Here is a 14,077-nt window from a genome sequence, read left to right on the forward strand (position 1 = left end):
AGCCTGCACTCGGAAATAAAAAAAGCCGGGCATAAACCCTTTTTCACAAGTTTGCTGTTGATCGAAGCTCGTTTTGCGCTGTTCGAGCTGGTTTCCTCTTTTATTGATGTGGAATATATTGTATAATGCGTGTATACTTCCCTCTCTTTTCATAGCGGTGTGGCTTTGGGCTTTGTTTAACGATTTTGCCGATCACTCTTAATTATCCCTGCACTCTCTGACGGTTTTGGTAATAGGGTGGCCGCACAGGCGCCTTTACTCTGCAATCCGGATACAGACTTTTTTTATAAAGCATAGTTCTCATGTTAATCGTCATTTAACATTATAAAAAAGGAGAAAAAAATGGCAGCAAAAAAAGATGGAAATCCAAAGGAGTACGGTGAGTTGTGCCCTTCCGGCAGGGTTCGTACGGCGATTATTAATGGTAATACGTTCAGTTATAAATCGCTTCAGTATACCGAAGTTGATGGCATGGCCATGTTCGAAGGCGATATTGTTCTCGGAAAAGTTGCCGATGTCGATCGTGATACTGAAATTCGTAAACAGGAGATGCAGGGGGTTATTGCACGAGGAATTATTATTACCGGTAATCAGTACCGGTGGCCCAATTGCAAAGTGCCCTATACCATTGATCCGGCTCTTCCAAATCAGGCGCGTGTCACTGATGCCATCGCTCACTGGGAGGCGAATACCCGCTTTCGATTTGTACTGCGAACTGCAGCAAATGCGGCAAGTTATCCAGACTGGGTAACCTTCAGGTCTGGCTCGGGGTGCAGCTCCTATGTTGGTCGGCAGGGTGGACAGCAATTTATCTCTCTTGCATCAGGTTGCTCAAAAGGTAATGCAATCCATGAAATTGGTCATACGATCGGCTTTTGGCATGAACACAGCCGTGAAGACCGGAATGCCTTTGTCACGATTCACTGGGACAAAATCATGCCGGGATATGAGCACAATTTCAATCAGCAGATAGCCGATGGCGATGATGTTGGCGCCTACGAGTATGGCTCAATCATGCACTACTCTCGCGATGCCTTTTCAATAGATGGTTCCGATACGATTACCCCCACTGATCCGTCAGCGTCGATTGGCCAGAGAACAGGGCTCAGCCCTGGTGACATAGCAGCGGCAAACACTCTTTGTCCGTTAGTTGTTTGTCCTGCGGCACCGAAAATATGTCCTTCGTCGCCAATTATCCAATGTCCTGCGGCACCGAAGGTATGCTCTCCAGCACCCCTTATACAATGTCCTGCGGCGCCAAAATTGTGTCCGCCATCCCCGCTGCAGTGTGCTGCTGGCCCCAATTGTGCTCCGGCACCAAAAATTGTATGTCTGCCATCACCGCTCCTTAAATGTCCTCCGGCTCCGAAAATCTACTGCGGGGCGGCTCCTTTGGTTAAACCTTTTCCGGGGGAAGAGATACGCCGAAAAGGTTATTCCCTTGATCCATCAACCGGTACCGGGCAGGGTGGTATGAACCAGATCCCCCAGATTGTCATCAACATTAATTTTAATGGCTATCAACCGCCGACAGTCCAGACGAATTATTCAGGAACAGATCCCTATGCTGATGAAAACAGTGACTGGACAGCTTCCGAGTACCCGGATCCGGGAGATTGTTGCGATAATTCCATGACTGATGAATCAGTCGGGAGTTCCGGAAATTTTGATCCGGAATGTTCAGAGTAAATTGATAAGTCACGGTTAACAACTACGGCAGCATCAGCTTTGGCTGGTGCTGCCGTTATTCATAATACATATATGAGTTATCCCTATTTCCCGTTTTCTCTCTGCCAGCAGGAAGATGGTCAGTTCATGCTCTCTTCGCCATACGGGGAATGCAAGGTCAATCGCGATGCAGCAGCAATCCTCAGGTTGTGTAACGGCAGTCGCTCTCTCCAGGATATTGTTGGAAAACTGCAGGCTCGTTATGATCTGGATCATGCCCTGATGCATGTAAAATCTGAAAAACTTATCAATAATCTCGCAGCCAAAGGGCTGGTATGGATCAAAGAAAAACCCATGCGCTGGTTCAACGCACCTCCGCCCCAAACGATATTCTGGGAGGTTACCTCTCGCTGTAATCTTCAGTGCCTGCACTGTGTTGTTTCCGCAGGAGAGAGTGTGACTCATGATCTTTCAACTCGGCGCTGTCTGGAGTTGATTGATGAATGGGCGGCCATCGGAGTACAGGAGATCACTTTCAGTGGGGGAGAGCCACTGCTCAGAGAAGATTTATTCGAACTGGCCGCAGCCGCAAAACAGAGAAATCTCACGATCAGTATGGCAACAAACGGTACCTTGATGACGAGGGATGTGGCTCGAAGATGCAAAGCTCTCGGTTTTGATGTGCAGATCAGTCTGGACGGATCGACTGCGGAGATTTACGGAGCGGTTCGCGGGCGTAAAGAGGCGTTTGCTGATGTCATGGAAGGAATTCGCAATACGCTTTCCGAGGGTGTTAACCTTACCGTCGGAACCGTTTTGACAAAAAATAATGTCGATGATATACCGGAGTTGCTGAAATTGGTGGAACGTTCCGGAATTCCTTATTTCCGCCTGATTCCCTTTATCCCTTCCGGTCGGGGACAACAGAACCGTGATCTTGAGCTTGATCCGCTGCAGGTAAAAAAAGTATCGGAAGAGCTTGTCGCACAACGGGATCTCTGGTCGTTTACCATTCTTCCGGTTGAATTTGAGCTCACTTTTTCAGCTCCTTCAGGCGCATCACTTGATCGGTCAAGAGCAAGTGAATGTGGTGGAGCTACTCACTATTGTACCGTTACTCCGTCAGGTGCTGTTCTTCCGTGCCATTATTTTGAAGGAGTGGTCACTCACTCAGTGAGAAACCGTTCATTCATGGAGGTCTGGAGAAATTCCCGCTTTCTTAACTATTTTCGCAGTATTGAGATTGGTGATATCAAGGGATACTGTCATGATTGCCGTTGGCTCGCTGATTGCCGGGGTGGTTGCAAGGCTGCAAATTTCAGTTATAAGGATCCTTTCCAGTCAAACAGGCACTGTTGGGTTGTCAGGGAGAACCAATAAGAGATCGCCGATGTCCTGAGGTCAATCACTTCACCATTATGAGGAAAGAGCATGATTGTTTCATACCGTATCTCGTTTCCTGAGCCTCTGATTCTTCCTTCAGCGGCTTCTCTCCGTATAGAAATCCGTGATACGTCACTGATCGATGCGCCATCCGTCACCCTTGCGGTAACGCTGTACCATGCAGATCAGCTTGCGAACAGAGCGTTCATTATCGGAACAGTTGAGCTGCCGGAGCAGATTTCGCCAAAAGCTGCGATAACGCTCTGGGCACACCTCTCCCTGAGCGGTGAAGTTCGTGTCAACAAGGAGGACTTCATCACGACAAGTGCATACCCCATTATGAAAACCGATGAGCATGGTCAGGTTGTTGTTGCGATGCAGCCGGTTGACTCATCGGCCCGTGCAACCTGACCGGCTGAGCTCTTCTATTTGAGTTTTCGTTTGTCCACAACCCGCTGTGCCTTGCCCATGCTGCGCTCGATGGTGCCGGGTTCAACCAGTCTTATGGTTGCGCTGATGCCAAGGACGCTTGCAATATTGGCCTTGATGCGTTGGCGGAGCCCTTCAAGTTCCTTTATTTCATCCGAGAAGAACTGTTCTTCAATCTCGACCTGGATTTCAAGAATGTCGAGGTTGTTTTCTCGATCGACAACCAGCAGGTAGTGCGGTTTGGTTTCGCTCATTTCAAGCAGTACTGATTCTACCTGCGAGGGGAAGACATTGACGCCGCGTATAATGAGCATGTCGTCTGAACGGCCTACGCATTTTTCCATTCGTACCAGTGTTCGACCGCATTCGCATTTGTCGGCATGGAGGCGGGTCAAATCGCGCGTGCGGTAGCGGATCAGTGGCATTGCCTCCTTGGTGGCCGGCGTAAAGACCAGTTCGCCCAGCTCTCCGTAGGGCAGCACAACGCCGGTTTCGGGGTTGATGATTTCCGGAATAAAGTGATCTTCAAAGATATGCATCCCTTTCTGGCAATGGCACTCCATCGAGACGCCAGGCCCGATGATTTCGCTGAGGCCGTAAATGTCGTATGCCTTGATGCCGAGTAATTGCTCAATCTGCGTACGCATCTCCTCCGTCCAGGGTTCTGCGCCGAAAACGCCGGCCTTAAGCTTGAGGTTGCGCCGGTCGATCTTCTCTTCAACAAGAGCTTCGCCAAGGTAGGCGGCGTATGAGGGGGTGCAGGCAATCACGGTGGAGCCGAAGTCCTCCATGAGCTGAAGCTGTTTTTTTGTATTGCCACCGGAGATGGGTATGACGGAGGCTCCCACTTTTTCAGCGCCGTAGTGCAGGCCAAGCCCGCCGGTAAAGAGCCCATAGCCGTAGGCAACCTGGATGATGTCGGTTTTACCCACTCCTGCCATGGTGAGCGAACGGGCAACCACTTCGCTCCACATCTGGATATCGTTGTGGGTGTAGCCGACGACGGTAGACTTTCCTGTTGTGCCGCTTGAGGCGTGGAGACGGACAATATCGGCCTGCGGTAACGTAAAGAGGCCGAAGGGGTAGTTGTCGCGCAGATCCTGTTTGGTGGTGAAGGGGAGCTTTTTCAGATCATCGATGGTGGTGATGTCGCCGGGCTCCATCCCCGCATCCTGAAGTTTTTTACGGTAGAAGGGAACGGTGTTGTAGACCCGTTCTACCATAGCGCTTACCCTTGCTCCCTGCAGTTTGCGGAGCTCTTCGCGCTCCATACACTCGTAATGCTCGTTCCAGATCATGACACAGTCGCTTGAGGTTGAGATAATTCCACTCCTTTTCTGAATGCCCGGATGTTCATGGCAACAATTTCTTCCCCTTTTGCCTGAAAAAGGCGACCGATGGCCTCTTCAAGTTTTTCCTGATCGATGCCGGTAAAGGGGGCGGCGGCTCCGAGCATGATCATGTTCGACGTTCTTGGGCTGCCAGCCTTGCGGGCAAGTTCCGGGGCGTTGATCAGTATGGGCTGGTTTGTGCGGTAGAGTTCCCTCATAATTTCCTCCATTGCCGGATAGCCCTCCATATTGATGAAGGGCTCTGTTGAGGTGACGACCCTGCCATTTGTAGCGAGAAAGGGCAGATAGCGCAGCGCTTCGAGCGGTTCTACCGAGAGGATCAGGTTGGCCGTGCCTTCTGCAATAAGGTCGGAGTATATCTCCCGGTCAGCAATACGGAGGTGCGACTGCACCGCTCCTCCCCGCTGGCTCATGCCGTGCACCTCTGCCTGACGGATGGTGAGGCCGCTCTGCAGTGCGGCTTGGTCGATCACTGCCGCGATGGTGAGTATTCCCTGTCCGCCGACTCCGGCAAGAATGATGTTGGTCTGCATGGTCTCGTTAAGGGTTGATTGGCTTGTTTCGCTTTTTCCTTGCAGCAGTTTCAATACATTCGCGCTGTGCAATCACCACCGATACTCCATTCCAGTTGATCTCCTCCTGGAGTATGGCAATGTTCTCTGCAAGATGCGATTTCAGTGGGATGATGGTTCGCAGATGCGCCTCTTCAACGCCGAGCCCAATGCATATTGATAATAATCTTGATCCGTTGGCCGAGGAGTCCTGGCCACCGGTCATGGCTGTGGTATCGTTATCGGCGATGATAATGGTCAGGGGAGTGCGGTCGTTGACGGCATCGAGCAGGCCGGTCATGCCGGAATGGGTGAAGGTTGAGTCGCCTATGACGGCCACTGCAGGTCGGAGTCCGGCGTCTGCTGCGCCTTTAGCCATGGTAATGGATGCGCCCATATCGACGCAGGTGTGAATGGCGTTATATGGCGCAAGAGCGCCGAGAGTGTAGCAGCCGATGTCGGAAAAGACATGTTGCTCCTTGCATGAGCTCATGACGGTGTTGAGCGCTTCGTAAAGGTCGCGGTGTCCGCACCCTTTGCAGAGTTCGGGCGGTCGGTTGACCATGATGGACGGTATGGCCAGTACCTCTTTTTTTGCCATGCCGAGCGCATGAGCGATGCTGTCGGCATTGAGTTCTCCTGCACGGGGGAGTGTGCCGTCGAGGCGTCCCCTGATCTGCTTGCCGTTCTGATGGCCAAAATATCCTCGCAGCAGCTCTTCATAGACCGGGTAGCCCTCTTCAGCGACAAGGATGGTCTCGCAGGTGTTGAAGAGCGCTTCGATCTGTTTCCTCGGCAGAGGGTAGTGGCCGATTTTGAGTATGGGAAAGTCGAGGCTGTATGCCTGTCGCACCTCCATCACATAGTTGAAGGCAATGCCGAAAGCAAGAACGCCTATGCTCCCCCTGCCGGGAAGGAGGCGATTCAGTGATGAGTTCTCGGACAGCTCTTCAAGCCGATCCTGGATGCCGAGGAGGTTGTTGTACTGACGGCGGGCATTCTGTGGCATCAATACAAAGCGTTCAGGGGCATAAAGGGCGTTGAGCGGGTTTTGCGCACGAGTTGCCGTGGCTTCCACTCCTGCGCGAGAATGCGCAAGCCTTGTAGTGAGCCGGAGCAGCACGGGCAGTTTGACCGATTCCGAAAGGTCGAAGGCATAGCGTGTGGCATTATAGAGCTCCTGCTGTGAGGCGGGTTCAAGGAGCGGTACCATAGCAAATTTGCCGTACACCCGGCTGTCCTGCTCGTTTTGCGATGAGTGCATGGAGGGGTCGTCTGCTACAGCAACCACCAGTCCACCGTTGACACCGGTAATGGCCGAGTTGATGAAGGCATCAGCCGCCACGTTCAGCCCGACATGCTTCATGCAGACCAGACTCCGTTTTCCGCCGTACGACATGCCGAGTGCGGCTTCATAGGCGGTTTTTTCATTGGCAGACCAAGCCGAGCGGACGGTTTCCTCCCGGTCATCCTTTTTTTTCTGGATGTATTCGGTGATTTCGGTCGAAGGGGTTCCGGGGTAGGCATAGACGCCTGATATTCCGGCATCAAGAGCGCCGAGAGCAATGGCTTCAGCGCCCAGTAAAAGTTGTTTGTTCATGTAAAAAACTGTTTTTCAAAAGCGCTGACTGGACTTGTCTTCAAAAGCAATTGATGTAAAGAATGGCGCCAGCAGACCCTGTGACGGAATATAAAAAAAAGCTTTACCATCTTGCATGACCGTTTTTCAGTGGAGGTTTGCCTGAAAAGAGGCTTTGCCATAAAGCAGGTTTTTCTTGCTGCTTTATGTAAAAAAAAACAACAACCATCATCAATACGAAAGAATATTTCATATTATCTGAAGGGCAGAGATGCTCTTTGTGCGATGAGGGGTTTTCTCCATCCTTCTGTGAACCTGATGACGCTGTTCAGGTGTTTTGCGATAATCACATAACGTCCCTCACAATCATGTTTCCGTCCAGAAAGAAAGCAACACTCCTTGTCGTTGAGAGTAGTCCGCTTTTATCTACCTCAACAGCACGCTTCATCAGGCAGCAGGGTTATGATGCTGTAACGGCAGATAACGGGGAGAGCTGTATGGAGTTCCTGAAAAGCCTCAAAATTGATGTTTTGTTTCTTGACATTGACATACCAGGCAAAAATGGGAGGGAAATTCTTGCGTATGTTCATGATCATTTTCCTGATCTTCCGGTGATCATGACCACATTGGTCAAGTCAGAGAGCGATGAAACGGACTCTTTTACTGCCGGGGCGTTTGATTATTTACTAAAACCGATCAATCGGATCAGGCTTGATATGACGATTAAAAAAGCGATTACTGAATCGCAGCGTCGTCAGGAGGCGAGTCTTTTCTCCGTGGTTATCACCAATAGTCCGATAGCGATTGCCATTACCGACAGAGAGGGGAATTTTGAATATGTCAATAATGCATTCTGTAGAACAACGGGTTACTCCATGGCCGATGTAATTGGCAAAAAGCCAAGCATATTAAAATCAGGGGAGCAGTCAGATAGCTTTTACAAGGAGCTTTGGGATACCATCACCAGTGGCAGGAACTGGCAGGGAGAATTTCATAACAAGAAAAAAAATGGTGAGTTATACTGGGAGAACTCTGTTATCGTCCCGATTATTGATCCCACCTGGGCTATTTCCCATTATGTGAGCATCAAGCAGGATGTTTCCCTGCGGAAAAAGGAGCTGGAGGCTTTTTCTGAAAGCGAACGTCGCTTTCAGGAGCTTGCTGATCTTTTGCCTCAGACTATTTTTGAAGTTGACCTTCAGGGCTGGATTACCTACACCAACCGTGAGGGCTTTGAGACCTTCGGATACACCCAGGAGGATTTTCAAAAAGGAGTCCACAGTATGTCTCTCTTTGTCCCTGAAGAGCGTGGACGGGTGATGCTTAATATGGAGCGTCGGATGAAAGATATTCCTTTTGCCGACCATGAATATACTGGACTGAAAAAAGATGGTACGACCTTTCCTATACTTGTCTATACCGCAAAGATTATTCGTAATGGCAAGCCAGTCGGTGTTCGGGGTATTGTGCTCGACATTACCGCGCGCAAACAGACCGAGGAAAAACTGCAGCAATTGAACCAGACGCTTGAGGAGCGCATTGAGGAGAGAACCAAAAAACTTGAAACAACTCATCAGCAGATGATTCTGCATGAAAAACTTGCTTCAATAGGCATGCTTGCTGCCGGAATTGCTCATGAGCTGAATAATCCGATCAATTTTGTCAAGATCAATTTTACAACACTCAAGGAGTCCGTTTCCGACTTTCAGGAGATGCTCAAAGAGTACCGCAGTGTCATCAGAAGCTTTGAGGCGGGAGAATGCAGCGCAGTTGAGCTGCAGCGGATGCATCAGATGGAGGCCGAACTGTATATTGATACCCTTTTTGGCGATATTACGGAGATATTTACTGAGTCACAGCGGGGTTTTGAGAGAATCACTGCGATAATTGCGAGCATGAGGAACTTTTCGTTTAGCCATGCTATCGACGAGAGGGTTCTGTTTGACATTAACCACGGAGTCCGTGATGCACTCACTATTGCACGCAATGAATACCGCAACTGCGCTGAAATTGAAACCCTCCTTGAGGAGTTGCCACTCGTCCCCTGTAATCCCGAGCAGATCAATCAGGTCTTTCTCAATCTTATTGTCAACAGTGCTCATGCCATAGCATCAGCAAAGCGCAGCGTACCTGGCAAAATCACTATTCATACCTGGTGTGATACTACTGATGTATACTGTTCAGTTGCTGATGATGGGCCGGGCATCCCGCAAGAAGTTCAGAACCGTATTTTTGATCCGTTCTTCACGACAAAAGAGCCTGGTAAAGGTACCGGGCTTGGGTTGAGTATCTCCTACGACATTATTGTCAACAAACATGCCGGGACACTCTCTGTTGAATGTCCCGCCGGGAAGGGAACTGTTTTTACGCTCTCACTTCCGCTGAAGGCAGTCTGAAGTTTCTGAAAGATCATCAAGGGCAAGGGCCTTTCATACTTGCCTTATGCTTTCGAAGTCTTTGGTAATGGAGTGAAACATTTTGTTTGTCGCGGTCTGCATGATCATCGACATCCCGGCGTTGGTCATGGCGTGAAGAATTTTTTCGGGAATGATCCGGAAGGCAGGGTAAAGAATAAATCGGACATCGATTTTTAAATCGAATTGAACCCGTGTTTTGTTTTCCTCAACGGGATGCATGTACATATCGGCAAATGCTTTTCCCTCAAAAAGATACTTTTCCGGATCCTCGATCCTGGAGGCGACAGGGTAGTGCTTCCATTGCACCTTTTTCCCGATGGTGTAGAGCTTGATCATCTCTTCGGAGAGCTCATCAGGGTTAGAGCATTCGACGTTCTCAGGCAGTTCTATCAGGAGCTCTTCACTCTGTTCAACAAAAAAGATGATATCGAAAGGGTTGCTTTGCGGATCGGTAACACGAAAAAGCCACTTGTAGACGTTTTCAGTGCTGGTGAGTTCAACGCTGTGACAGAAGGGGTTGAAGCCAAGTATTTTTTTCTGGTCCGAAAGGTAGGCCGTTGTTTGATCAAATTCTCCTTGAAATATCCAGTCTCCCCGGCTTACTCCAGTTGCATCCATTTCCATGATCGTAGTTCCACAGGTTTCATTTCATTCGAGTATGCCCACAACGCTCTCATCCATTTCAAAAATATAAGGAGAATTTGTGACAAACTCTCCTTTTCAAATGGTTGGCTTTGTTTGCAGAGGGAGCGTTTATACAAGCTCAGCCTGCAGACGTGCGGCCTGGTCATGCATTTTGAGAGCATTGATGATATCCTGAAGGTCGCCTTGCAGGATCTGTGGAAGGGCGTGGCTGGTGAAGGCGATACGGTGGTCTGTTACGCGCGACTGCGGGTAGTTGTAGGTTCGGATTTTTGCGCTCCGGTCTCCGGTTGTGACCATCGAACGGCGCAGATCGGCTCGTTGCTGCTGTTGTTCGGCAAGTTGGATGTCGTACAGTTTTGTTCGGAGCATCTGCATGGCTCTCTCCTTGTTCTGGAGCTGGGAGCGCTGCTCCTGGCAGGCAGAGACTATGCCGGTTGGCATGTGGGTGATTCTGACTGCGGTCTCTACCTTGTTGACGTTCTGTCCCCCTTTTCCGCCGCTTCGATAGGTGTCGAAGCGCAGGTCTTCACGGCGGATCTCAACATCGACTTCCTCTGCTTCCGGTAATACGGCAACGCTTACCGCAGAGGTATGAATACGCCCCTGTGTTTCGGTGTCGGGGACACGCTGTACCCTGTGTACACCGCTTTCATACTTCATGGTGCCATAGACATCATGGCCGTTGACACTGAGGGTAATTTCACGGAATCCGCCAGGAACGGAGCTTTCATTGAAGTGCAGTGTTTCGCACTGCCATCCCTGGTGTTCGGCATACCGCTGGTACATTCTTGTCAGGTCAGCAGCAAAAAGTGCGGCCTCTTCTCCGCCGGTACCCGCCCGGATTTCGATGATGACGTTGCGAGAATCGGCCTCTTCTTTTGGCAGGAGCAGTATTTTGAGCTGTTGCTCAAGTTCTGGCAGCTTTTTCTGCAGTTCGCTGATTTCAGCCTGTACAAGCTCTTTCATCTCTGCGTCGCTTTCGCTTTTCAGTAATTGGCGTGACTCATCAAGCTCTGTTTTTGTGGCAGCATAGAGGTCGTAGGCCTGTACGATTTCACGGAGGTCGCTGTACTCCTTGTTGAGTTTTCGGAAGCGGACTTGATCGGCGGCCGCATTCGGGTCAGAAAGCAGTTGTTCAAGATCAAGATGTTTCTCTTTTATGGATTGCAGTTTGTCGAGCATTGATGCCGGGCGTCAGCCTCAGGGGTTGAAAAGATCGTTGATGAGAATGTATGCGAAAAGTGACAACAGCAGGGCCATACCGATCTGCTGGATGCGCATTTTGATTTCAAAAGGGATTTCCCTGCGTATGATGCCTTCAAATGCATTCAGCACGAATTGGCCGCCATCAAGGGCAGGAACTGGCAGGATATTGATGATCGCCAGGGAGATGGAGAGCATGGCAAGAAAGAAAAGGAAGCTGACAGGCCCCTGTTCAGCGCTCTGGCTTGCTATTTTGGCAATCTTGATTGGTCCGCCTACTGATTTTCGAAAATCCTCCTTGCCCGTGAAGATTTTGGCGAATCCCTGAACGGTCATGGCGCTCATTTTCCATGTCTGGTTCACTCCGCTGACCATCGATTCCGTGATACCGACTTTTCTTCGTTCTGTTACCAGCGTCTGTTTCAGTGAAATACCGATTTTTCCGGATTCATTGGGTGTGACCGTGGCGATAAATATTTTACCTTCAGTACGGATTCGCGCCGCTGTTATTTTCTCTCCTTCGACAGGTTTGAGGTAGTGCCAGGTAATGGAGATGGGTTTGGCGGCATGTGCAGAGATGATCCCGACAACTTCCGTCCAGTCGGAGACCGTTTTGCCGTTGATTGCCGTAATGAGTCCTCCGGATTGTATTCCGGCTTTTTGGGCGGGCATGTTTTCCAGAGCTTCGTCGATGAGTGGCGGTACGATTGGACGTATGCCGAGACTCTGCGTTTCGTTGATAGTTGAAAGGATGTTTGATGGAGCCTTCAGGGTGATGCTTTGCTGGTCGCGAAGAATGGTATAGTTGAGCGACGGGGTGATGAAGAGCTCCGGATCGAGAGCCTCTTCCCAGCTTTCAAGTTTTTTGCCGTTTGCCAGTTGCAGGCGGTCGCCGGTTTTCATGCCCATGGTTTCAAAGACGGATCCTTTTTCAACGAAGGCAGGAGTGTTGACACTTGTTCGGGCTTCTCCGAGCACAAAGGTTATGCCGAAAAAGATAACTGCCGCGAGAATAAGGTTCATGGTGACCCCTCCGGCAAGCACAATCAGCCGCTGCCAGACTGGTTTGGCCCTGAACTCCCAGGGTTGGGGATCTGAGCCCTGAAAATTGGTGTCGAGGCTTTCATCGACCATGCCGGCAATCTTGACATAGCCGCCGAGAGGAAAGACGCCAATACCGTATTCGGTTTCGCCAATCTTCTTTCTCCAGATTCGCTTTTCCCAAAAGTCAAATCCGATATAAAACTTGTCGACCCTCATGCCGAACAGTTTTGCTGTCAGAAAATGGCCAAGTTCATGTGCGGTAACGAGAATGAAGATGGCGACAATGAAAAAGAATACTGAGCTCAGAAAATCCATAACGTTCCTTTATTTCAATAAAAAAAGCTGTTGCAATCATGCTGGTGTACAAGCTGTACTGCGGCCTTTTGTTCTGGTTTGTTTACCCTGTCAGGCAATAAATTTTTTAGCCATCTCGCGGGCCCACCGGTCGGCCTGGAGATATTCGTCAAGTTCGATCGGGTCGTAAGCTTCGTGAGCCTGCATGGTTTTTTCGACCGTTGCTGCGATGTCGGTAAATCCGATTTTTCTGTCAAGGAATGCGGCTACGGCGATCTCGTTTGCGGCATTAAGCACTGCCGGATAGGTTAAGCCTGCTTTCAGCGCCTCAAACGCAAGGCGGAGTGCAGGGAAGCGCTCCATATCAGGCTCTTCAAAGGTCAGCGTTCCGATTTTTGGCAGATCAAGCTTGTGGATGCCGCTTTCGGAGCGTTCCGGCCAGGAGAGGGCATAGGCAATTGGTGCACGCATGTCGGGCGAGCCAAGCTGTGCGATAACGCAGCCGTCAATATATTCGACCATGGAGTGAATGATGCTTTGTGGATGCACGACGACCCCGATTTTTTCAGCAGGCATGGAAAAGAGCCAGTGGGCCTCTATCACTTCAAGGCCTTTGTTCATCATGGTTGCAGAGTCAATGGTGATTTTTGCCCCCATTGTCCATTGCGGGTGTTTCAGCGCCTGTTCAAGCGTAACATTTTTCAGCTCTTCAGCAGAAGTGTTGCGGAATGGTCCGCCCGATGCGGTCAAAATGATTCGTTCAACATCCTCTGCCCGGTGGCCTGCAAGTGACTGGAAGATTGCTGAGTGTTCACTGTCAACAGGCAGTAAGTGCACGTTATGTTTTTTTACCAGATCAGAGACCAGCTTGCCTGCGACGACGAGCGTCTCTTTGTTTGCAAGGGCGATATGTTTGCCAGCCTTGATTGCACTGACAGTCGGCAAAAGACCGGCGGCTCCGACTATGGCAGAGACGACCATATCCACTCCTTCGGCGGAAGCAATTGCTGCGGCTCCTTCGAGACCGTGAAAAATTTCCGGTTTATGCGATCCAAGAAGTGTTTGCAACTTTTTTACCGAGTCAGCATCCCGAACGGAGACCGCTGCCGGGAGGAACTCTTTGATTTGTTCCGCCAGCAATGCAACATCGTGACCTTCGGCCAGTCCGGCAATTTTGAATTTTTCAGGGTGCTGCCTGACAACATCAAGGGTACTGAGTCCGATTGAGCCGGTTGATCCGAGTATAGCTAATGATCTCATAATGAGTAATAAAAAAGTTGCAGGGGTTGCTGGTGACTTATTGGCCTGAAGTTATGCTTTTTCATGAAGGCTTACAAATAACCGCTTTTGGCAGTATCATCGGATCCATTTTTTCTTTTTGAATTCCTGCGAATTAGTGTTATAATCAGTCCCACTCGATTGGGTTCCTAGCTCAGTTGGTTAGAGCGGCTGGTTTACACCCAGTAGGTCGGGGGTTCGAATCCCTCGGGACCCACATCTCTCCAGAGTAAT

11 protein-coding genes and 1 tRNA gene are annotated in these 14,077 nt (G+C 50.0%); 5 read left to right on the forward strand and 7 right to left on the reverse strand.

Features of this window, described 5'->3' with window-relative positions; genetic code table 11:
• The first annotated feature begins 342 nt into the window (after positions 1 to 342).
• The 3 genes from legP (at position 343) to PPHA_RS00350 (ending at position 3,462) form a co-directional block, all read left to right on the forward strand.
• On the forward strand, positions 343 to 1,689 hold the full coding sequence (gene legP / locus PPHA_RS00340) for a Dot/Icm T4SS effector Zinc-dependent metalloprotease LegP (protein WP_012506924.1): 1,347 nt from the start codon (positions 343 to 345) through the stop codon (positions 1,687 to 1,689).
• A gap of 72 nt (positions 1,690 to 1,761) precedes the next feature.
• Complete coding sequence (locus PPHA_RS00345; RefSeq protein WP_012506925.1) at positions 1,762 to 3,048, forward strand: radical SAM/SPASM domain-containing protein; 1,287 nt, start codon at positions 1,762 to 1,764, stop codon at positions 3,046 to 3,048.
• 51 nt (positions 3,049 to 3,099) lie between these two features.
• On the forward strand, positions 3,100 to 3,462 hold the full coding sequence (locus tag PPHA_RS00350; protein ID WP_012506926.1) for a YbaY family lipoprotein: 363 nt from the start codon (positions 3,100 to 3,102) through the stop codon (positions 3,460 to 3,462).
• A 14-nt stretch (positions 3,463 to 3,476) separates the two neighbouring features.
• On the opposite strand, the gene PPHA_RS00355 is transcribed toward PPHA_RS00350, so the two are convergent.
• From PPHA_RS00355 to PPHA_RS00365, 3 genes are read right to left on the reverse strand one after another with little or no spacing between them, the layout of a single operon-like run.
• A complete protein-coding gene (locus PPHA_RS00355) occupies positions 3,477 to 4,778 on the reverse strand; it encodes a phenylacetate--CoA ligase family protein (RefSeq protein WP_012506927.1) in 1,302 nt (433 codons plus the stop codon).
• Complete coding sequence (locus PPHA_RS00360) at positions 4,775 to 5,365, reverse strand: indolepyruvate oxidoreductase subunit beta (RefSeq protein WP_012506928.1); 591 nt, start codon at positions 5,363 to 5,365, stop codon at positions 4,775 to 4,777. The genes PPHA_RS00355 and PPHA_RS00360 overlap by 4 nt, the downstream gene beginning before the upstream one ends.
• A 7-nt stretch (positions 5,366 to 5,372) precedes the next feature.
• Positions 5,373 to 6,983, reverse strand: a complete 1,611-nt coding sequence (locus PPHA_RS00365; protein ID WP_012506929.1) for a thiamine pyrophosphate-dependent enzyme — start codon at positions 6,981 to 6,983, stop codon at positions 5,373 to 5,375.
• A 347-nt stretch (positions 6,984 to 7,330) separates the two neighbouring features.
• On the opposite strand from PPHA_RS00365, the gene PPHA_RS00375 reads away from it, so the two are divergent.
• Positions 7,331 to 9,358, forward strand: a complete 2,028-nt coding sequence (locus PPHA_RS00375) for a PAS domain S-box protein (RefSeq protein ID WP_012506930.1) — start codon at positions 7,331 to 7,333, stop codon at positions 9,356 to 9,358.
• Positions 9,359 to 9,391: 33 nt separating this feature from the next.
• On the opposite strand, the gene PPHA_RS00380 is transcribed toward PPHA_RS00375, so the two are convergent.
• The 4 genes from PPHA_RS00380 to PPHA_RS00395 all read right to left on the reverse strand — a co-directional run bounded on the left by PPHA_RS00380 (position 9,392) and on the right by PPHA_RS00395 (position 13,825).
• Positions 9,392 to 10,003 carry a DUF1997 domain-containing protein gene (locus PPHA_RS00380; protein ID WP_012506931.1) on the reverse strand — a complete coding sequence of 204 codons (612 nt, stop codon included), beginning with the start codon at positions 10,001 to 10,003 and terminating at the stop codon, positions 9,392 to 9,394.
• 129 nt (positions 10,004 to 10,132) lie between these two features.
• A complete protein-coding gene (prfA, locus tag PPHA_RS00385) occupies positions 10,133 to 11,206 on the reverse strand; it encodes a peptide chain release factor 1 (protein ID WP_012506932.1) in 1,074 nt (357 codons plus the stop codon).
• Between the two features lie 18 nt (positions 11,207 to 11,224).
• A complete protein-coding gene (gene rseP / locus PPHA_RS00390) occupies positions 11,225 to 12,586 on the reverse strand; it encodes an RIP metalloprotease RseP (RefSeq protein WP_012506933.1) in 1,362 nt (453 codons plus the stop codon).
• Between the two features lie 90 nt (positions 12,587 to 12,676).
• The gene (locus PPHA_RS00395) at positions 12,677 to 13,825 is read right to left on the reverse strand and encodes a 1-deoxy-D-xylulose-5-phosphate reductoisomerase (RefSeq protein ID WP_012506934.1); all 1,149 of its coding nucleotides are present in this window, start codon (positions 13,823 to 13,825) and stop codon (positions 12,677 to 12,679) included.
• A 161-nt stretch (positions 13,826 to 13,986) separates the two neighbouring features.
• Here PPHA_RS00395 and PPHA_RS00400 point away from each other — a divergent pair.
• Positions 13,987 to 14,060: transfer RNA gene (locus tag PPHA_RS00400), tRNA-Val, on the forward strand.
• Positions 14,061 to 14,077: the final 17 nt, after the last annotated feature.

The organism is Pelodictyon phaeoclathratiforme BU-1 (assembly GCF_000020645.1).
Classification (GTDB): Bacteria; Bacteroidota; Chlorobiia; order Chlorobiales; family Chlorobiaceae; genus Chlorobium; species Chlorobium phaeoclathratiforme.